This window comes from Xanthomonas nasturtii (genome assembly GCF_001660815.1).
Taxonomy (GTDB): domain Bacteria; phylum Pseudomonadota; class Gammaproteobacteria; order Xanthomonadales; family Xanthomonadaceae; genus Xanthomonas; species Xanthomonas nasturtii.
Genome location: NZ_LYMI01000003.1, coordinates 45809 through 66019, shown reverse-complemented (window position 1 = coordinate 66019; position 20211 = coordinate 45809). Strand labels below are relative to the sequence as shown.

Below are 20211 nucleotides of genomic sequence, written 5' to 3'. Positions count from 1 at the left end.
TGACGAACGTGCGGCGACCCGAATCTCTGCAGCACGCAGTACAGTTCGCCCGCGCTACACCTGCGCCAGATCCGCCTGCGCATGCAGCAACGCGACAAACGCCTGCGCGGCCCGCGACAAGGTGCGCCCGCCATGCGTCACGCAGCCCAGCTCGCGCGATAGCGCCACATCGGCCAGCGGCAGTGCCACGATCTGATGATCGATCATGCGCTCGGGCAAGACGCTCCAGGCCAGCCCCACCGACACCAGCATCTTGATCGTCTCCAGATAATTGGTGGTCATACGCAGGTGCGGCACCAGGCCGCGCTCGGCAAACAGGCCGGCGACGATGCGATGGGTAAACGTGCCGGGGTCGGGCAACACCGCTGGATACGCCACCACATCGTCCAGCGTCACCTCGCGCAATGCGGCCAACGGATGGTCGGGCGCCACCACGCATTGCAGGCGGTCGTGCCAGATCGGCTGCGCACGTAGCGGCGCGCGCGTGTCCGGTGCCAATGTGGTCACTGCCAGTTCCACCTCGCCACGTAGCACCGCCGCGTACGCAAGTTCCGAATCCAGAAACTGGATGTCCAGCGCGGCCTGCGGATGTTGCGCGGCGAAGTTGCGTAGCAATGCAGGAAGCCGATGCAGGCCGACGTGGTGGCTGGTGGCTAGACTCAGGCGCCCACCGACCGCAGCGCCAAGGTGTTCCAGTACGCGGCGGGTGTCTTCCAGTTCGGCAAGGATGCGTTGGGCACGTGGCAACAAGGCGTGGCCGGCCTCAGTCAGTACCACCTGGCGGCCCAGGCGATCGAACAGCCGTGTGGACAATTGCCCCTCCAGCAAGGCGATGCGTTTGCTCACCGCAGGTTGGGTGAGATGCAGCGCCTCGCCAGCCGCCGAGAAGCTGCCGCTGTCGGCAATCGCCACAAAGGCGCTGAGATTCGCCAGATCCATGCCATTCCTGAAATTCATTTGTTGAATAAACAATATGAATTTGCGTTATCCGATTCAAGCTCCTAGCATCGAATCCAGCTAGGTGATGCACCCACCAACCGCCACTCCATCGGATCGCCGCGATGACTGCCAAGACGCTGTACGACAAATTGTGGGACCTGCACGAGGTCACCCGCCGCGACGATGGTTCGTCGCTGATCTACATCGACCGCCACATCCTGCACGAAGTGACCTCGCCGCAGGCGTTTGAAGGCCTGCGCCTGGCCGGACGCAAGCCATGGCGCATCGATGCCAACATCGCCACGCCCGACCACAACGTGCCGACCACGCGTGCCGAACGTCAGGGCGGGCTGGAATCGATCACCGACGAAGTCTCGCGCCTGCAGGTGCAGACCCTGGACGAGAACTGCGACGACTTCGGCATCCTCGAGTTCAAGATGAACGACGCGCGCCAGGGCATCGTGCATGTGGTCGGCCCGGAGCAGGGCGCCACCTTGCCGGGCATGACCGTTGTTTGCGGCGATTCGCACACATCCACGCATGGCGCGTTCGGTGCGCTGGCGCATGGCATCGGGACCTCGGAGGTCGAGCATGTGCTGGCCACGCAGTGCCTGATCGCCAAGAAAATGAAGAACATGCAGGTGCGCGTAGAAGGCACGCTGCCGTTCGGCGTGACTGCCAAAGACATCGTGCTGGCGGTGATCGGCAAGATCGGCACCGCCGGCGGCAACGGCCACGCGCTGGAATTTGCCGGCAGCGCGATTGCTGCGCTGTCGATGGAAGGCCGCATGACCATCTGCAATATGTCCATCGAAGCCGGCGCGCGCGTGGGCATGGTGGCGGTGGATGAAAAAACCATCGCCTATGTCGAAGGCCGCCCGTTCGCACCCAAGGGCGCGGACTGGGACGCTGCCGTGGCGCTGTGGAAGACGCTGGTCTCCGACCCGGGCGCGCACTTCGACACCGTGGTGGAACTGCGTGCCGAGGACATCAAGCCACAAGTGAGCTGGGGGACCTCGCCGGAGATGGTGCTGGCGGTGGATCAGCACGTGCCGGACCCGGCGGCCGAGCAGGACCCGACCAAGCGCGACTCGATCGAGCGCGCACTGAAGTACATGGGCCTGAAGGCCAATCAGCCAATCACCGATATCCGCCTGGACCGTGTGTTCATTGGCTCGTGCACGAACTCGCGCATCGAAGACCTGCGCGCCGCCGCCGCAGTGGCCAAGGGTCGCAAGGTCGCTTCCACGATCAAGCAAGCGCTGGTGGTGCCGGGCTCTGGCCTGGTGAAGGCACAGGCCGAAGCCGAGGGCCTGGACAAGGTGTTTCTGGAGGCCGGTTTCGAATGGCGCGAGCCGGGTTGCTCGATGTGTCTGGCCATGAACCCGGACAAGCTCGGCAGCGGCGAGCATTGTGCCTCCACCTCCAACCGCAACTTCGAAGGCCGCCAGGGCGCTGGCGGACGCACGCATCTGGTGAGCCCGGCGATGGCGGCTGCGGCCGCGGTGAGCGGCCACTTTGTCGATGTGCGTGACTTGCAGGGAATCGAGAATCGGGAATAGGGAATCGCCAAAGCCCGCTTCCTGCTCTGCCTATTCCCAACTCCCCATTCCCCATTCCTGGCACTCAAATGACTCCTTTCACCCAACACACCGGCCTGGTCGCCCCGCTGGATCGCGCCAATGTCGATACCGACCAGATCATTCCCAAGCAATTCCTCAAATCGATCAAGCGCACCGGCTTCGGGCCGAACCTGTTCGACGAGTGGCGCTATCTGGACATCGGCGAGCCTGGCCGCGACAACAGCAAGCGCCCGCTCAATCCAGAGTTCGTGCTCAATTTCCCGCGCTATCAGGGCGCCAGCGTGTTGCTGGCACGCGAAAACTTCGGCTGCGGCTCCTCGCGCGAGCACGCGCCGTGGGCGCTGGGCGAATATGGCTTCCGCGCAGTGATTGCCCCCAGCTTTGCCGACATTTTCTTCAACAACAGCTTCAAGAACGGCCTGCTGCCGATCGTGCTTGCCGAAGCGGAAGTAGATGCGCTGTTCGAGCAGTGCCTGGCGACCGAGGGCTACCAACTCACCGTGGACCTGGCCGCACAGCGCGTGCGCCGCCCCGATGGTGTGGAGTACGCATTCGAACTCGACGCCTTCCGCAAGCACTGCCTGCTCAACGGGTTGGACGACATCGGCCTGACCTTGCAGGAAGCCGATGCAATTGGCCGCTTCGAGCAGGGCCATCGCGTGCATCAGCCGTGGTTGTTTGGCGCGTTGCAGTAAGTTGTGCAGTGACGTTTGCGCGGTGAACACCGCAGCACATTGAAATAACCGGCGCCGTTGCGTCATTCCACGAGGATTGCATGAGCAAGCAGATTCTGATTCTTCCCGGCGACGGCATCGGCCCGGAAATCATGGCCGAAGCGGTCAAGGTGCTGACGCGCATCGACGCGCAGCACGGTCTTGGCTATAGCCTGGTGTACGACGAACTGGGTGGCGCGGCCTACGACAAGTACGGCAGCCCGTTGGCCGATGAAACACTGGAGCGCGCACGCGCTGCCGATGCAGTGCTGCTGGGCGCAGTCGGTGGCCCCCAGTGGGACACCATCGACCCGTCGCTGCGCCCGGAACGCGGCCTGCTCAAGATCCGCTCGCAGCTGGGCCTGTTCGCCAACCTGCGCCCGGCGTTGCTGTATCCGCAATTGGCCGATGCCTCCACGCTCAAGCCGGAGGTGGTGTCCGGGCTGGATCTGCTGATCCTGCGCGAACTCACCGGCGGCATTTACTTCGGTCAGCCGCGCGGTACGCGCACGCTGGATAACGGCGAACGCCAGGCCTACGACACCTTGCCGTACAGCGAAAGCGAGATCCGCCGCATCGCCAAGGCCGGCTTCGACATGGCGCGCTTGCGTGGCAAAAAGTTGTGCTCGGTCGACAAGGCCAACGTGCTGGCATCCAGCCAGCTCTGGCGTGCAGTGGTCGAAGAAGTCGCCAAGGACTACCCGGATATCGTGCTGTCGCACATGTACGTGGACAACGCGGCCATGCAGTTGGTGCGTGCGCCCAAGCAGTTCGATGTGATCGTGACCGACAACATGTTCGGCGACATCCTGTCCGACCAGGCCTCCATGCTCACCGGCTCGATCGGCATGCTGCCATCGGCCTCGCTGGATGCCAACAATAAGGGCATGTACGAGCCGTGCCACGGTTCGGCGCCGGACATCGCCGGCAAGGGCATCGCCAATCCGTTGGCCACCATCCTGTCGGTGGCGATGATGTTGCGCTACACCTTCGCGCAGGCCGCCCCTGCCGATGCGATCGAGCAAGCTGTCGGCAAGGTGCTCGACCAAGGCCTGCGCACTGCCGACATCTGGTCGGAAGGCACCACCAAGGTCGGCACTGTGGCAATGGGCGATGCAGTGGTGGCCGCGCTGTAAAAGTGCTCGCTTTCTCGAAGCGTTGTAGTTGTGCTGGTGGCTATCGTTCTTCGGGCGATAGCCACTTTCGTTTGGTGGCTCTCCATGTCTGATCACATCAGTCAAGCGAAGCACTCGCATTGAAGTGAGGGATGTCGCGCACAGAATTTTTCGACAGAAGCGTATTGGTCGATCGTGCGATGCCGCATCCGGTGTCGGGACACGCCGTGAATCCGTCCCTGGAGGCTTGTTGGCGGCATCCATGCCGCCAACGGTCCCGCCCCTGGACACGACGCCGCGCTCCCGCTCTTCGCGGCTGCTGATCGGCAAGCAAGCATTCTTAGAAGACGTTCAAATTACCAATCACCAAACACCAAAACGGCCAGCGGATCACTCCGTCGGCCGTCAGGTTTGCATCGTCCAGCGAATGAGCAGTGTTACGCTACCGCAGCGGTCTTGCCGGCGACCACGCCGCGCTCGCGCTGACGCAGCAGGCGGTTGGCCACATCCAGCCATGCCAGTGCGCTGGCTTCGATGATGTCCTTGCTGGTGCCGGTGCCTTCGTATTCCACACCCTCGTGGCGCACGCTCAGGCTGGCTTCGCCACGTGCGTCCGCACCGATGCCCACGCTGTGGACCTGGTAGCTGTCCAGTTCCAGCTTCACGCCAGTGGCCGAGGCCAGCGCTCCGAATAGCGCATCCACCGGACCATTGCCTTGCGCAGTTTCGGCGACGCGATTGCCTTCCGGATCGGACAATTCCACCAGCGCATTCGCGCGGCTGCCGACATCGCTGATGGTCATCGAGGCCAGGCGATAGCCTTCCTGGACGGTGGCGTCCTGCATCAATGTTTGCAGATCCACGTCGGTGACCACGCGCTGCTTCTCGCACAGCGCCTTGAACTGCTCGAACACCAGCTTGACCTCTTCCTCTTCCAGCAGGTAGCCCAATGCACGCAGGCGTTGCTCGACCGCTGCACGGCCGCTATGGCGGCCCAGCACCATCTGCGACGACTCCCAGCCCACGTCTTCCGGGCGCATGATTTCGTAGGTGCCGCGGTGGCGCAGCATGCCGTGCTGATGGATGCCCGATTCGTGCGCGAACGCGTTGCCGCCCACTACCGCCTTGTTGCGCTGTACCGGCATGCCGACCAGGCGCTGTAGCAACTGCGACGTGGACACGATGCGCGGCGTGTTGATGTCGCTATCGATGTTGTAGAACGCACCGCGCACCTTCAGCGCCATGGTGATTTCTTCCAGCGCGCAGTTGCCGGCGCGCTCGCCGATGCCATTGATGGTGCATTCGACCTGGCGTGCGCCGCCTTCGATGGCGGCCAGCGAGTTGGCTACCGCCAGGCCCAGATCGTTATGGCAGTGCGCGCTGAAGATGACGCTGTCGGCACCTTCCACGCTGGCGATCAGGCGCGAGAACATGCCGCGGATTTCTTCCGGCGTGGTGAAGCCCACCGTGTCGGGCAGATTGATGGTGGTGGCACCGGCGGCGATGGCCACGCGCGTGACCTCGGCCAGGAAATCTTCTTCGGTGCGCGTGGCATCTTCGGCAGAAAATTCCACATCGTCGATGTAGCTGCGTGCCAATGTCACATGCCTGTGCACCGATTCCAGCACCTGCTCGCGGCTCATCCGCAGTTTGTGCTCGCGGTGCAACGGGCTGGTAGACAGGAACACATGCAGGCGCGGATTGGCAGCCGCTTCCAGCACGCGCGCCGAGGTTTCGATATCGGCCTGCAGGCAGCGCGACAGCACCGCCAGCGTAGGGCGCCGCAGTTCGCGTCCCATCATTGCGACCGCTTCGCGGTCGGAGTGCGAGCTGGCCGGGAAGCCGGTTTCGATAATGTCCACGCCGAGCTCGTCCAGCGCGCGCGCCATCACCAGCTTTTGCTGGGGCGTCATGCTGCAGCCGGGGGATTGCTCGCCGTCGCGCAGGGTGGTGTCGAAAATTCGGATACGCGGCGTCTGGTTGGATACGGTCGTGTTCACCAGGAAGACTCCTCTACGGCGATGGCGGTGACAGGCGTTGGAGCGACTGCGGATGGGCGGGAAAGAACGGGTGTGTGGGGTGAAGGCTTGGCGCTGCGTTCGTTACGCAGTCGCTCGGTATTGCGACGGCGCGGCTTGCGTGGCGGACGCGGCCGCACTTCGGACAAGAGTGTGGCCAGAACGGTGGCGTCGATATTACCGCCAGAGACCACCGCACATTTGCGTTTCCCTGAAACGCGGCGACCGGCGGCCAAGGCGAGTGCCCCCGCACCTTCGGCGATAACGTGTTCTTCCAGTGCCAAGCGCACCACTGTTTCGCGTAATTCTGCCTCGCGCACGATCACCACATCGTCGAGCAGGCTCGCGCACAGGCGGCGGGTGAGGAAACCGGGAATCTTGACCTTCACACCGTCGGCCAGGGTGGGGACGGGAGTGATTTCGCGGAAGTCGCCGCGCACCGCACGGGCCATCGAATCTACGCCTTCCACCTGCGCGCCGACAACGCGCACGCCCTGCGATTTCAACGCCAGCGCCACACCGGACGCCAGCCCGCCGCCGCCAATCGGCACGATCACCACGTCCGGCGCATGCGCCGCCAGCTCGATGCCCACCGTGCCCTGGCCGGCGATCACGTCCGGGTCGTCGAAAGCTGACAGGAAGCGATAGCCGTTCTGATCGGCCAGTTCGCGCGCGAACGTAAAGGCCTCGTCATAGCTGTTGCCGTGTTGCCGCACGGTGGCGCCCCAGTGCGCGACGCCGGCGATCTTGGTCTGCGGGGCGCCAAACGGCATCACCGTGATGGCCTGCACGCCCAGCCGATAGGCCGACCACGCGACACCTTGGGCGTGATTGCCTGCCGAGGCGCAGATCACCGGACGCTCGTCACCGCGTTCCAGCCCGGCCAGCAACGCATTCAATGCGCCGCGCACCTTGTAGGACCCGGTGCGCTGCAAATTCTCCAGCTTCAACCACACGCCGAAACGCTCGGCGTAATGCAGTGGCGTGGGCGACAGGTACTTGCGCAGACGTGCCTGTGCGGCCAGTACGTCGGCCACGCTGATGGCCACCTCGCTTACCTCTGGCTCCTGTGCGGAAGGGCGGCCGGAATCAGGCATTGCGGCACGCGCGCGGCCGATCCGGAAGAAGACACCTCCGGACGGCGATCTGATGGTCACGCGAGGTGTGCGTGACCGGGCTCTGCGTACCCGAAGCCTGCATGGTCATGCCGCCGCCTCGACCGAATCCAATGCGGTGATCACCACCGACTCGCAGTCGTACACCTTTTCCAGTTGCAGGCGCAGCGTTTCGGGCGGACGGCTGCTGTCCACGTCCAGTTGCAGATGCCAGCGCCCGGCAGCGTCGGGTGCAGCAGCGCCCTGGATCGCGCACGGGCGAAACCCGCGGCGCTCGGTCATGCCGATCACCCGCACCAGTGCGCCTTCGGCCGGCTTCAACACCAGGTCAAGCCGGTAACGCATGTGTCGTCTCCTTGGCCGCGTGTGCGGGATTGCTGTCCAGCATGGTGCTGTTGGCGTTGTTGGGCGGCACCAGCGGCCACACGTTGGCGCGTGCGTCGATGGCCACATGCAGCAGGCCGGGGCCGGGCTGGGCCAGTAACTCCGCCAGCGCCGCATCCACCTCGCCGCGCGCGATGATGCGCTTGGCCGGGATGCCGAACACCTGCGCCAATGCCGCGAAATCCGGGTTGTCGGACAGGTCGATCTCGCTGTAACGCTCGGCAAAGAACAGCTCCTGCCATTGCCGCACCATGCCCAGCGAGCTGTTATCCAGCAGCACGATCTTCACCGGCAGCTTGCAGCGCGCAATCGTCACCAGCTCCTGCACATTCATCATGAAACTGCCGTCGCCGGAGACCAGTACCACGGTACGGTCCGGGCAGGCGAACTGCGCGCCCATCGCCGCCGGCAGGCCGAAGCCCATGGTGCCCAGCGCGCCACTGGTGAGGTGATTACGTGGATGGTTGAAGCGGCAATGCTGGGCCACCCACATCTGATGCTGACCGACATCGCAGGCGATGATGGTGTCGGCCGGGGCCACTTCGCTCAGGCGCTTCAGCAGCGCCGGGGCATAGATGTCGGTACCGGGCGCGTCGTAACGCGCGCCGAATTTTTCGCGGTTGGCAAAACAGCGCGTGCGCCAGGCCTGGCAGTTGCCACGTGCCGCACTCAATGCTTTCAGACTGGTTGCCACATCGCCGGGCACCGCGATATCGGCGGTGCGCAGCTTGGAGATTTCATACGCGTCGGCATCCAGATGGATGACGCGCGCAAACGGGGCAAACTCGCTCAATTTGCCGGTGGCACGGTCGTCGAACCGTGCGCCCACCACCACCAGCAGGTCGCATTCCTGGATGGCCATATTGGCCGCACGGGTGCCGTGCATGCCCAGCATGCCCAGGTAATCCGGATGCGCATGCGGCAACGCGCCCAGGCCGCGCAAGGTCAGCGCGGTCGGGATGCCGGTGGCTTCGACGAAGCGACGGAATGCATCCACAGCGCCGGCCAGTGCAATCCCGCCACCGCCGTACACCACCGGGCGCTCGGCACCGGCGATCGCCGCCAGTGCGTCGGCCAGTTTCGCATCCGCCGGTGCCGGCGGCGGCAACACCGCGGCCGGAACATGCACCGGCAGATGCGAGGCATCGGCCACCTGCACGTCCTTGGGCAGGTCGATCAGCACCGGCCCGGGACGTCCTTCGCGCGCGATGCGAAACGCCTCGCGCACCATTGCCGGAAGGTCCTCCACACGCCGCACCAGAAAGCTGTGCTTGACGATCGGCATGGTCATGCCGAACACGTCCAGTTCCTGGAACGCGTCGGTGCCCAGCAACGGCGTGGCGACCTGGCCGGTCAGGCACACCATCGGCACCGAATCGAGCATCGCGTCGGCGATGCCGGTGACCAGGTTGGACGCGCCGGGGCCGGAGGTGGCCACGCATACGCCGACCCGGCCGCTGGCACGTGCATAGCCATTGGCAGCGAGTGCGGCGCCCTGCTCGTGACGGACCAGGATGTGCTTGAGCCTGGAATCCACCAGGGCGTCGTAGAACGGCATGATGGTGCCGCCCGGATAGCCGAACAGCGTTTCCACGCCTTCGGCTTCCAGGGCCTGCGTCAGCCAGCGCGCGCCGTTGCGGGGCGCGCTGTGTGCGGAGGTGTTCATGCGTTGCGGACCTTCGGTTTAAGCGGTGGGGGAGGCGGCGGCGTTACGCCGCCTGTTGATTCGCGGGTGCGGCGGCGGCCTGCTGCTGACCGTTGAGCCACACCATCTTGGCGCGCAGCTTCTTGCCCACTTCCTCGATCGGGTGCTCCAGATCGGCCTGCTTGAACTTGCTGTAGTTCGGCAGGCCGGCTTCGTACTCGGCCACCCAGTTCTTGGTGAAGGTGCCGTTCTGGATGTCGGTCAGCACGTCCTTCATGCGCGCCTTGGTGCTGGCGTCGATCACGCGCGGGCCGCTGACATAGTCGCCGTATTGCGCGGTTTCGGAGACGAATTCCAGCATGCGGGTGATGCCGCCTTCATAGAACAGGTCCACGATCAACTTCAATTCGTGCAGCACTTCGTAGTACGCGATTTCCGGCTGGTAGCCGGCTTCCACCAGCACTTCGAACCCGGCCTGCACCAGCGACGAGGCGCCGCCGCACAGCACGGCCTGCTCGCCGAACAGATCGGTTTCGGTCTCTTCCTTGAAGGTGGTCTTGATGATGTTGGCGCGCGCGCCGCCCAGGCCGCCGGCATAGGTCAGCGCGAACTGCTCGGCCTTGCCGCTGGTGTCCTGGTACACCGCATAGATGCACGGCACGCCGCGGCCGATTTCATATTCGCGACGCACCAGCGCGCCCGGGCCCTTGGGCGCGACCAGCACCACGTCCAGATCGGCGCGCGGGGTGATCATGTCGAAATGCACGTTCAGGCCATGCGCGAACAACAGACAGGCACCCTGTTTCATGTTCGGGGCGATGACCTCTTCATAGAGCTTCTTCTGCACCATGTCCGGGGTCAGGATGGCGACCAGGTCGGCGCTCTTGACCGCCTCTGAGGGCGCCACGACGGTGAAGCCGTCGGCCTGGGCCTTGGATTCGGTCGGGCCACCGGCACGCAGGCCGACAGTGACGTCGAAGCCGGAATCGCGCAGGTTCAGCGCATGCGCGCGGCCCTGGCTGCCGTAGCCGATGATCGCGATTTTCGGTTGGGTGTCGTTGCTCATGAAGGTGTCCTTGCGGGGTTGGCAGTGGAGATTGCAGTGGAAAGAGATCAGCCGGCAGTGCAGACACTGGCCGGCTGAGCAAAGCGGGGATGCGCGACGGCACTGCACATGCAGACGCTGCCAGCAGCGCAGGGATGGGCGTTGCTGGTAGATGTTCTGGCGATGTTGGTGATGTCGTTCATGTCATTCGAAACTTTTGGTGGTCCCTGAAACGCGAAACCCCGCGCCGTTGCCGGTGCGGGGTCTGATCGAAGCCTTGTGTGTCTGTTGCCTACACGAAGTCTCGTCCCGCACCGGTTGGCGAGGTAATAAGTACGAGCACGAGAAGCGAGGCTGCCAACGCGCCGGAAGGCGCGGACATCAGGGCGTTCGAGGTGGTGGGGCGGTGGTGCATGGAGCTGAGATAACCATCGCGGCAGCCAGGGTGTCAACCCTTGCGCATGAAACCGCTGCATCGATCTGCAGAGATGCGTGCAAAGCCGTGCGGCAGCAGCATGGTTACCACTGAAACAGCATCGGCCTGACACAACAAGCGCCGACGGCGGTCACCATCTGCGCGGCATTCAACGTGCCGGGCAGCGTGTACCGAACGAGGCAGCCCGGCCCGCTGGTATGGTTGGCGTCTCACACGTTGTGTCCGGGGATTTTCTGTCATGCGTTGCGTACCTGTGTTGTTGGTGTCTGCCTTGGCGCTGCTTGCGCCACCTCTCAACGCTGCCGATCGGATCACCGGGCAGCCCTTCGCCACCCGTTCGGAAGTCATCGCCCCGCACGCGATGGCCGCCACCTCGCAACCGCTGGCCACCCAGATCGCGTTGGATGTCATGAAGAACGGTGGCTCGGCGGTGGATGCGGCGATTGCCGCCAACGCCGCGCTGGGCCTGATGGAGCCGACCGGCAACGGCGTAGGCGGGGACCTGTTCGCGATCGTGTGGGACCCCAAGACCAGCAAACTTTACGGTTACAACGGCTCGGGCCGCTCGCCCAAGTCGCTGACCCTGGCCGAGTTCCAGCGGCGCGGCCTGAAGGACATTCCGCCGACCGGCCCGCTGCCGGTGTCGGTGCCGGGCGCGGTGGACGGCTGGTTCGCCCTGCATGAGCGCTTCGGGCGCAAGCCGATGGCGCAGAATCTGGCGCCGGCCATCCGCTACGCGCGCGAAGGCCATCCGGTGGCCGAAACCATTGCCTATTACTGGGACCGTTCGGTGCCGCGCCTGTCGCAGTACCCCGGCTTCAAGGAGCAGTTCACCATCGACGGCCACGCCCCGCGCAAGGGCGAGCTGTGGAAGAACCCGAACCTGGCCAATACGCTGCAGCAGATCGCCGATGGCGGCCGTGATGCGTTCTACAAGGGCGCCATCGCGCGCACCATCGGCGCCTATTTCAAGGCTAATGGCGGCTACCTCAGCTACGAGGACATGGCCAGCCATCAGGGCGAGTGGGTGGAGCCGGTCAGCACCAACTATCGCGGCTACGACGTCTGGGAACTGCCACCCAACAGCCAGGGCATTGCCGCCTTGCAGATGCTCAATATTCTGGAAGGCTACGATTTTTCCAAGATCCCGTTCGGCTCGGCCGAGCATGTGCACCTGTTCACCGAGGCCAAGAAGCTGGCGTTTGCCGACCGTGCGCGCTTTTATGCCGACCCGGCGTTCCAGCCCGCACCGCTGGCCAAGCTGGTGTCCAAGGACTACGCGGCCCAGCGCCGCGGGCTGATCTCCATGGACAAGGCACTCAAGGAAGTGCAACCGGGCACGCCCAAGCAGCTGGAAGAGGGCGACACCATCTACATGACCGTGGCCGATGCCGACGGCATGATGGTGTCGCTGATCCAGTCCAACTACCGCGGCATGGGCAGCGGCATGGCGCCGCCGGGGCTGGGCTTCATCCTGCAGGACCGCGGCGAGATGTTCGTGCTCAAGAAGGATCACCCCAACGGCTACGCGCCAGGCAAGCGGCCGTTCCAGACCATCATCCCGGCCTTCGTCACCAAGGACGGCAAGCCGTGGCTGAGCTTCGGCGTGATGGGCGGGGCGATGCAGCCGCAGGGGCATGTGCAGATCGTGATGAACCTGGTGGACTTCCATATGAATCTGCAGGAAGCCGGCGATGCACCGCGTATCCAGCACGAAGGCTCCACCGAGCCCACCGGCCAGGCCACCGCGATGAGCGATGGCGGCGAGGTCAACCTGGAAACCGGTTTTTCCTACGACACCATTCGCGGGCTGATGCGCAAAGGCCACCGGGTGATCTTTGCCGACGGCCCGTATGGCGGTTATCAGGCGATCGCGCGCGACCCGGCCAACGGCGTGTACTACGGTGCCTCGGAAAGCCGCAAGGACGGCCAGGCGGCCGGATACTGAGCGCACTCACGTAAATGCGGGCGCTACTCAATTCCTTGCGCAGCGCGCCGCTAATCAAGTGATGGAGCAGGAGCCCTCATGAATTCGATGCAACAGCCCGACCCGCCGTCGCAGACCCAGGCGGCCCTGCTTCCGGACGCGCCGGTCGCCTTGCTGCGGCTGTCTGCCGAGGCCTGCCTGGTGGCCTGCAACCGCGCCGGCCTGGATGTACTGGGCAAAACTTCAGCCGAACTGCAGGGTGCGCCGGCGTCGGTGTTATGGGGATTGAGCGCAGCCGATCTGGTCGGCGAAGACGGCGTGTGGGCCGCCCCGGGCGACGACCCGGCCCGGCGCGTGCGCTACGTGCGCGATCGCGAGCACGGCGGCTGGATGCTGTCGCTGCCGCACGTGGAAACCGCGATCCTGCTGCGCGAGGCCACGCGGCTGGCCGATGGCAGCCGCCCGGTGCCGATCTCGCCCCTGTTGCAGCCGTTGGTGGCGCGCCTGCACGCCGAACATGAAGACCGCACGGTGCTGGAGCGCACCGCGCAGGCGCTGGCCGGCTGCGAACTCGAACTGCTGTTGCCGCCCGGGTTGGCGGACACCGACATGGGCCGCCGGCTACAGGCCGGCTTCGGCAATCTGGCCGAAGCGATCCGCCAAGCCGTGGCGCTGTCGGTGCAGATTGCCGCCGAAGTGCCGCCGCTGGTGGCCGAAAATGACGAGATGGTGCGTCAATCGCAGGCGCAGACCGAGGCGCTGGACGGCGCACGCACGGCCGTGGAGCGGTTGTCGTCCAGCCTGCAGGACGTTAATGCTGAACTGGCGCAAGTGATCGCGCTGGCGGCCAGCGCCGACGACAGCGCGCGCCAGGGCGTGGCCGCGGCGCACGCGCTGGGCCAGGCCATGCATGAAGTGGAACGCCGTGCGGCACGTGCGGGCGAGGTCATCGAGGTCATCGACTCGGTGGCGTTCCAGACCAATATCCTGTCGATCAACGCCAGCATCGAGGCCGCACATGCCGGCGATGCCGGCCGCGGCTTTGCGGTGGTCGCCACCGAGATACGCCGTCTGGCCGAACGCGCCGCCGCGGCGGCACGCGACGTGCGCGCGATCCTGGCCGAGACCAGCGCCGCAGTGGGCGAGGGCGCGGCCTCCGCGCGCGGCACCGAAGCAGTGCTCGATGGCATCACCCGCGTCCTCGGGCAGGCCAGCAGCGCGATGACCACGGTGGCCGGGCGCATCCAGGCGCAGGACGGCGAGATCCGCGGGATCGAACGCGCGGTGGATGGCGTGGTGGCCCTGGGCCGCAGCAATCTGCAGCACGCCGCGCATGTGGCCGAACGCAGCGAAGCGCTGGAGCGCGGTACCGAAACCCTGCGCGATTGCGTGGGCTTGTTCCGCTTGCCGCCGGACCCGCTGCAGGTGCCCAGGCACGCGCGGGTCAAGGAACTGGCGGTCGCCACGGCCGGCAAGATCGGCACCGCCCTGGCGCAAGCCATTGCGCGCGGTCAGATCGACGAAGCGGCGTTGTTCGCGCGGACCTATACGCCGATCGCCGGCGTGGAGCCGCCCAAGTTCAGTACCGACTTCGACGCGGTCTGCGATCAGGTGTTGCCGCCGCTGCAGGAGCCGTTGCTGGATGCGCACCCGTGGATCGTATTCGCCATCTGCGCCAATCCCGACGGCTACGTGCCCACCCACAACCTGCGCTTCACCCAACCGCTGACCGGCGATGCCAAGCGCGATCTGGTCGGCAACCGCACCAAGCGCAAGTTCACCGACCGCGTCGGCCGGAGCGTCGGTGCGCACACCGACCCGTACCGCCTGCAGGTCTATCGCCGCGACACCGGGCAGATCATGTTCGACCTGTCGGCCCCGATCTTCGTCGGTCGCAAGCACTGGGGCGGCTTGCGGGTGGGGTACACCCTGGAGTGACCGTCCGCATCCGGCCGGGCCCTGGCTGTCGTGCGTCAACGCGGCAACCCAAAAAAAGCCGCCGGAATCGGCGACAGGGAGCGCGCGCAGGTTTCTTGTTGTAGTGCAGGCAGGCTAGTTGCACGGTGTGCCGTGGAAATGTCTGCGCATGTCACCGGGGAAGTGCCGAGCGTTGCGTTCAGCCTAGGGTGGTGTGCAGCGCTCCGGCGGATGTGGCCGCCGTCACCACATTACCGATGTGTTGCAGGCCGCGATCTGGTTGCGTTAACAAGTGCCGCGAACCCGAGGGCGCCGTTTGTTCCATCGGCGGGAAACTCACGCCGCGCGGTTTGCCTTCGGATTTAGATCGACCAGAGCAATGCGGCCTGCCGTATGGCCCCGCGTGCTTTTCAGGTTGCTCTGCAGCATTGCGCATGCGTGTCTGCCGCCAGCGGAGGCGATGTGGTTTAATCGCCGCCGAAGTGGGGGTACCGCGGCGTGCTGCGGTTGAGATAGTCCCTTCGAACCTGATCCGGCTCATACCGGCGTAGGGAAGCTTCGTTAGATGCGAGGGTCCGTGCCTGCACGGTCACCTGAGTGTTGAGCGCCGCCGCTTCGTCCGCACTGCGACTTCTTCGCAGAGCCAGCGCCATTGGTGCTGGTTTTCCAGCACACAGGACGAACGCCATGCATGCCGCGCCCACCGTTTTGCAGCAACAAGCCCAGTCGCTGTCCCAGGCTGTGACCCAGCCGATTCCCGGTTCACGCAAGATCTTCGTGCAAGGCTCACGCGCGGATCTGCAGGTGCCGATGCGCGAGATCGCGTTGACGCGTACGCCCACCTTGTTCGGTGGCGAAGACAATCCGCCGCTCAGCGTCTACGACACCTCCGGGCCTTACACCGATCCACAGGCGGCCATCGATCTGGCTGCCGGTCTGGCGCCGCTGCGCACGCAATGGATTGCCGAGCGCGGCGATACCGTGGCGCTGGACGGATTGAGCTCCAGCTTCGGGCGCGGCCGTGAGCACGATGCGCGGCTGGATGCGGTGCGCTTTCCGGCGCGGCGCTTGCCGCGGGTGGCGCGCGAAGGCGCCAACGTCACCCAGATGCACTACGCGCGACGCGGCATCATCACCCCCGAGATGGAGTTCGTGGCGATCCGCGAAAATCAGCGCCTGGACGCGGTGACCGATGCGATCTTGCGCAAGCAGCATCCGGGCGAGTCGTTCGGTGCGGCGATCCAGCACCGCATCACGCCGGAGTTCGTGCGTGACGAGATTGCACGCGGCCGCGCGATCTTGCCCAACAACATCAATCACCCGGAAAGCGAACCGATGATCATCGGGCGCAATTTCCTGACCAAGATCAACGCCAACATCGGCAACAGCGCGGTGTCTTCGGGCATCGCCGAAGAAGTGGAAAAGCTGGTGTGGGCGATCCGCTGGGGCGGCGATACGGTCATGGACCTGTCCACCGGCAAGCACATCCACGAAACGCGCGAGTGGATCATCCGCAATTCGCCGGTGCCGATCGGCACGGTACCGATCTATCAGGCACTGGAAAAGGTCGACGGGCGTGCCGAAGAACTCACCTGGGAGATCTTCCGCGACACCTTGATCGAGCAGGCCGAACAAGGCGTGGATTACTTCACCCTCCATGCCGGTGTGCTGTTGCGCTACGTGCCGCTCACGGCCAAGCGTGTCACCGGTATCGTCTCGCGCGGTGGGTCGATCATGGCCAAGTGGTGCCTGGCCCATCACAAGGAAAACTTTCTTTACACCCACTTCGAAGACATCTGCCAGATCATGAAGGCCTATGACGTGGCGTTTTCGCTGGGCGATGGCCTGCGCCCGGGCTGTATTGCCGATGCCAACGATGCGGCGCAATTCGGCGAGCTGGAAACGCTGGGTGAGTTGACCACGCTTGCCTGGAAGCACGATGTGCAGACCATGATCGAAGGTCCGGGCCATGTGCCGATGCAGTTGATCAAGGAGAACATGGACAAGCAGCTGCGCGAGTGCGGCGAGGCGCCGTTCTACACCCTGGGGCCGTTGACCACCGACATCGCGCCCGGCTACGACCACATCACCAGCGCGATCGGCGCGGCCATGATCGGCTGGTTCGGCACGGCGATGCTCTGCTACGTCACACCGAAAGAGCATCTGGGTCTGCCCAACCGGCAGGACGTGCGCGACGGCATCATGGCCTACAAGATCGCTGCGCATGCGGCAGACCTCGCCAAGGGGCACCCGGGTGCGCAGGTACGCGACAACGCCTTGAGCAAGGCGCGTTTCGAGTTCCGCTGGGACGACCAGTTCCACCTTGGCCTGGATCCAGAGAAGGCCAAGGAGTTTCACGACGAGACCCTGCCCAAGGACGCGCACAAGCTGGCGCACTTCTGCTCGATGTGTGGGCCGCACTTCTGTTCCATGAAGATCACCCAGGACGTGCGCGATTACGCGGCCGAGCACGGCATGGCCGCAGAGCACGCGGTGTCGGCGGGGATGCAGGAGAAATCGACGCAGTTTCTGGAGCAGGGCGCGCAGGTTTATCGCGCCTTGTGATGCGTTACATGCAGAAGTTTCAGAAAGTAATGCGGTGCCCGCTTAGCAGAAATTCAGCTTAGTGCTGTGCAGATCCTGTCGCGGTGCGCAAGTGCCGCGGTACTGCTGCGTTGCAAGCGATTACTGCGGATCAACGTTTCAGCGGATTTAGCTGAATCGCAGATAAAAAAACGCGCCAGAAGGCGCGAAGGGTACGTCGTAATTATTTGAATTCGTCGGCGAGAGAGAGAGAGCCTGACGCTGCCGCCTGTTGTAGGAAGCAACGAGGCATAGCGTAAAATTTGCACCAAATGGATGCATGACACAGTTGGTCGTACTCCTTTGCTGAATTTGGCGTTTCGCGCATTGCGTGATGCGCTCTTTCGTAGTTCTTGCATGTCGATGCGTGTTTTTTTGCCAATGAGTGTTCCTCCCGCTAATGCAGTGCCATCGGGCCGGCTACGTGTCGGCCAGTGCGTGGTCGACATTGCCTCGCGCGAAGTGCATGCACCGGGCGCCAAACGGCCGCTACGCCTGGCGCCAAAATCCCTGGCCGTGCTTGTGACCCTGGCGCGACAGCCAGGCCAGGTAGTCACACGCGAGCAGCTGCTTGCCGAGGTGTGGCCCGATACCTTGCCGACCAACGATGTGGTGACCCAGGCGGTCACGCAGCTGCGCAAGGCACTTGCCACGCATGGCGGGCAGCGCTCGGAGCATATCGAGACGATTGCCAAGACCGGCTATCGCCTGATGGCGACGGTGGCATGGGAAGCGCAGGCACACGCATCGACAACGCTGCCGCAGGACAACCTTGGTTCACGCGCGCCGGAGTGGGCAGAAACCGGCAATGGTGGGGCGTCTGCCCCCAACCCCTCCGGTGGCGGCGCCCAACCCTCCCCAGGCGCATCCGGCCAACCCGTAGCGCCGATAGCAGCGGCGTCGCTGGCATCGCGGCAGCGGCGCTGGATGGCGCTGGCCATCGCCAGCGCGGCATTGTTGGTGGTGCTGGGCCTGGCGGTACGTACCGTCTGGCTGCGTGCCCCTGCTCCTGAGGCCGCGCAGGCGTCTGCCGTACTGGGCAGCCCCAAGCGGCCGTATCAGGTGATTACCGCAGGCGGCGGCTTCGATCTGACGCCAAGCCTGTCGCCGGATGGCGCGATGGTGGCGTATGCCTCGCTGACCCGCCATCGCCCCGGCACCTCGATCCTGGTCAAGACCACGGACAACGCCTACCCGCGCGTGCTGGATACGCCTGCGCCGGGCGTCTCCGATCGCCTGCCGGCGTGGTCGCCGGATGGGCGCGAGATCGCTTTTTCCAGAAAGGCGCCCGATGGCAGCTGTCGGGTCATGATCGCCGCCGCCACAGTGGCTGCGGCGGCACGCGAAGTGGTGCGGTGCGACGGCGCGGACATGCTGAGTTTCAGCTGGTCGCCGGATGGGCGCGCGCTGGTGTTCGGCAGCATGACCGGCACGCGCGGCGCCGCACGCATACGGCGCCTGGATCTGGAAACCGGGCGGTGGCAGACGTTGGACTATCCCGCGCAATTGCATGACTTCGACTACGCGCCGCGTTATTCGCCCGATGGGCATTGGATCGTGTTCCTGCGTAATCCGCAGCTGGGCGATCTGTGGCGGATACCCGCCCAGGGCGGCAGTGCCGAACGACTCACCTACGACAATGCCGATATCCGTGGCTGGAGCTGGTTGCCCGATGGCAGCGGCCTGATCTTCGGGCGTCGTGTGGACAGCGAGGCGCGCTTGTATCGGCTCGATTTGCACGACCGCAGCCTGCACGACCTGGGCGTGGACGATGCGCAGGCGCCGGACGTGGCGCAGGGCCATCTGGTGTTCGTGCAACGCAAACCGCAATTCGGCGTGTATCAGGTCATTGCCGACACCATGAATGGTGGCTACATCCGGCGCCGCCTGTTTCCTTCCGGCGGGCGCGACGATCAGCCGATGATCGCGCCGGATCGGCGTCAGTTGATTTTTGCGTCCAACCGGTCTGGCACGTATGGATTGTGGTGGGGCGATGTCACCAAACCCGGCTCGGTGCGCCTGATCGAAGGGCTGCGTCCGGATGCGCGTCAGGCCGCCGACTGGTCTGCCGATTCGCAACGCGTGCTGGTCAGCGGCAGCGATGCCGGCGGGCATGCGGCGCTGTTCGAAGTGACCCCGGGCAGCGGCAAGGTGGTGCGACTGCCGGTGCCGCAGCCGCGCCCGTTGCAGGCGATCCACCTTCCCGATCCCGACCAACTGCTGGTGCTTGCCGCCGCAAACGACGGGCATACCTTCGCCACACTGTACGACCGGCGCAGCAGTCCCTGGCGCGCGCTGGCATCCCTGCAGGATGTTTCGCAGATGCGGCTGGACCGGGGCAGCGGGCAGGTGTTGCTCACCCGGCTAAGTGGTGGCGGGTTATGGCAAATCGCGCCGTCGCTGGACGCCGGGACCTTGCAGGTGATCGACCCGCGGCAGCCATCGCGCTGGCGTTATCGCAGCTGGGCGCCGGGCATGCATGGTCAGCTGCATTACCTGACCTCCACCGACACTTGCGCGACGTACGACGGTGAGCTGCGCAGCGGTCGCGGGCAGTGCCTGGATGTGGCCAAGTTCACCACGATCAATGGTTTCAGTCTGGACCAGCACGATGGCGCGCTGTACGTCGCCCTGGCCGAAGAAGATGGCAGCGCGATTGCCTACATGCCGCTGCCGCAGCGCTCTTCGGCACCTGTTGGCGTCATCGCCAACCTGTTGTGGGCGTTGAGAAAAATTGCTTCGTAAGTTTTTCGGAAAGGCTTCGTCGCAATTTCGGTACAGCTTCGTCAGA

At 64.8% G+C, this 20211-nt stretch carries 13 protein-coding genes and 1 riboswitch; of the genes, 7 read left to right on the top strand and 6 right to left on the bottom strand.

All coding sequences use genetic code 11. The features are described from left to right. Nucleotides 1–54: 54 nt before the first annotated feature. A complete protein-coding gene (locus tag A7D16_RS01650) occupies nucleotides 55–939 on the bottom strand; it encodes a LysR family transcriptional regulator (protein WP_064629237.1) in 885 nt (294 codons plus the stop codon). 122 nt (nucleotides 940–1061) lie between these two features. On the opposite strand from A7D16_RS01650, the gene leuC reads away from it, so the two are divergent. The 3 genes from leuC to leuB all read left to right on the top strand — a co-directional run bounded on the left by leuC (nucleotide 1062) and on the right by leuB (nucleotide 4371). Next, nucleotides 1062–2501 carry a 3-isopropylmalate dehydratase large subunit gene (leuC, locus tag A7D16_RS01645; RefSeq protein ID WP_064629235.1) on the top strand — a complete coding sequence of 480 codons (1440 nt, stop codon included), beginning with the start codon at nucleotides 1062–1064 and terminating at the stop codon, nucleotides 2499–2501. A 68-nt stretch (nucleotides 2502–2569) separates the two neighbouring features. Beyond that, complete coding sequence (gene leuD / locus A7D16_RS01640; protein ID WP_064629233.1) at nucleotides 2570–3217, top strand: 3-isopropylmalate dehydratase small subunit; 648 nt, start codon at nucleotides 2570–2572, stop codon at nucleotides 3215–3217. A gap of 80 nt (nucleotides 3218–3297) precedes the next feature. Further along, a complete protein-coding gene (gene leuB / locus A7D16_RS01635; RefSeq protein WP_064629231.1) occupies nucleotides 3298–4371 on the top strand; it encodes a 3-isopropylmalate dehydrogenase in 1074 nt (357 codons plus the stop codon). Between the two features lie 416 nt (nucleotides 4372–4787). On the opposite strand, the gene A7D16_RS01630 is transcribed toward leuB, so the two are convergent. The 5 genes from A7D16_RS01630 to ilvC all read right to left on the bottom strand — a co-directional run bounded on the left by A7D16_RS01630 (nucleotide 4788) and on the right by ilvC (nucleotide 10578). Further along, nucleotides 4788–6350, bottom strand: coding sequence for a 2-isopropylmalate synthase (locus tag A7D16_RS01630; RefSeq protein WP_064629229.1), 1563 nt, complete (start codon nucleotides 6348–6350; stop codon nucleotides 4788–4790). Further along, nucleotides 6347–7417: a threonine dehydratase gene (locus A7D16_RS01625; protein ID WP_239686926.1), complete on the bottom strand. Its 1071-nt coding sequence runs from the start codon at nucleotides 7415–7417 to the stop codon at nucleotides 6347–6349. Before A7D16_RS01625 ends, A7D16_RS01630 begins: the two co-directional genes overlap by 4 nt. Before the next feature lie 153 nt (nucleotides 7418–7570). Continuing rightward, nucleotides 7571–7828 carry an ACT domain-containing protein gene (locus tag A7D16_RS01620; RefSeq protein WP_064629225.1) on the bottom strand — a complete coding sequence of 86 codons (258 nt, stop codon included), beginning with the start codon at nucleotides 7826–7828 and terminating at the stop codon, nucleotides 7571–7573. Beyond that, the gene (gene ilvG, locus A7D16_RS01615; protein WP_064629223.1) at nucleotides 7812–9533 is read right to left on the bottom strand and encodes an acetolactate synthase 2 catalytic subunit; all 1722 of its coding nucleotides are present in this window, start codon (nucleotides 9531–9533) and stop codon (nucleotides 7812–7814) included. The genes A7D16_RS01620 and ilvG overlap by 17 nt, the downstream gene beginning before the upstream one ends. Nucleotides 9534–9576: 43 nt before the next feature. After that, nucleotides 9577–10578 (bottom strand): ketol-acid reductoisomerase, encoded by a 1002-nt coding sequence (gene ilvC / locus A7D16_RS01610; RefSeq protein WP_064629222.1) that lies wholly within the window; start codon nucleotides 10576–10578, stop codon nucleotides 9577–9579. Nucleotides 10579–11231: 653 nt separating this feature from the next. Between ilvC and ggt the strand changes: the two genes are divergently transcribed. The 4 genes from ggt to A7D16_RS01590 all read left to right on the top strand — a co-directional run bounded on the left by ggt (nucleotide 11232) and on the right by A7D16_RS01590 (nucleotide 20165). Further along, a complete protein-coding gene (ggt, locus tag A7D16_RS01605; protein ID WP_064629220.1) occupies nucleotides 11232–12941 on the top strand; it encodes a gamma-glutamyltransferase in 1710 nt (569 codons plus the stop codon). Between the two features lie 78 nt (nucleotides 12942–13019). Further along, nucleotides 13020–14858 carry a methyl-accepting chemotaxis protein gene (locus tag A7D16_RS01600; protein WP_064629217.1) on the top strand — a complete coding sequence of 613 codons (1839 nt, stop codon included), beginning with the start codon at nucleotides 13020–13022 and terminating at the stop codon, nucleotides 14856–14858. Nucleotides 14859–15311: 453 nt separating this feature from the next. Beyond that, nucleotides 15312–15409: riboswitch (TPP riboswitch) on the top strand. 115 nt (nucleotides 15410–15524) lie between these two features. Further along, complete coding sequence (thiC, locus tag A7D16_RS01595) at nucleotides 15525–17402, top strand: phosphomethylpyrimidine synthase ThiC (protein ID WP_064629215.1); 1878 nt, start codon at nucleotides 15525–15527, stop codon at nucleotides 17400–17402. A 423-nt stretch (nucleotides 17403–17825) separates the two neighbouring features. Then, a complete protein-coding gene (locus A7D16_RS01590) occupies nucleotides 17826–20165 on the top strand; it encodes a winged helix-turn-helix transcriptional regulator (protein WP_082925688.1) in 2340 nt (779 codons plus the stop codon). The last annotated feature ends 46 nt before the right edge of the window (nucleotides 20166–20211 follow it).

Coding starts and splice junctions, on each gene's coding strand:
- A7D16_RS01650 (WP_064629237.1), bottom strand. CDS start 939: ATGGATCTGGCGAATCTCAGCGCCTTTGTGGCGATTGCCGACAGCGGC.
- leuC (WP_064629235.1), top strand. CDS start 1,062: ATGACTGCCAAGACGCTGTACGACAAATTGTGGGACCTGCACGAGGTC.
- leuD (WP_064629233.1), top strand. CDS start 2,570: ATGACTCCTTTCACCCAACACACCGGCCTGGTCGCCCCGCTGGATCGC.
- leuB (WP_064629231.1), top strand. CDS start 3,298: ATGAGCAAGCAGATTCTGATTCTTCCCGGCGACGGCATCGGCCCGGAA.
- A7D16_RS01620 (WP_064629225.1), bottom strand. CDS start 7,828: ATGCGTTACCGGCTTGACCTGGTGTTGAAGCCGGCCGAAGGCGCACTG.
- ilvG (WP_064629223.1), bottom strand. CDS start 9,533: ATGAACACCTCCGCACACAGCGCGCCCCGCAACGGCGCGCGCTGGCTG.
- ilvC (WP_064629222.1), bottom strand. CDS start 10,578: ATGAGCAACGACACCCAACCGAAAATCGCGATCATCGGCTACGGCAGC.
- ggt (WP_064629220.1), top strand. CDS start 11,232: ATGCGTTGCGTACCTGTGTTGTTGGTGTCTGCCTTGGCGCTGCTTGCG.
- A7D16_RS01600 (WP_064629217.1), top strand. CDS start 13,020: ATGAATTCGATGCAACAGCCCGACCCGCCGTCGCAGACCCAGGCGGCC.
- thiC (WP_064629215.1), top strand. CDS start 15,525: ATGCATGCCGCGCCCACCGTTTTGCAGCAACAAGCCCAGTCGCTGTCC.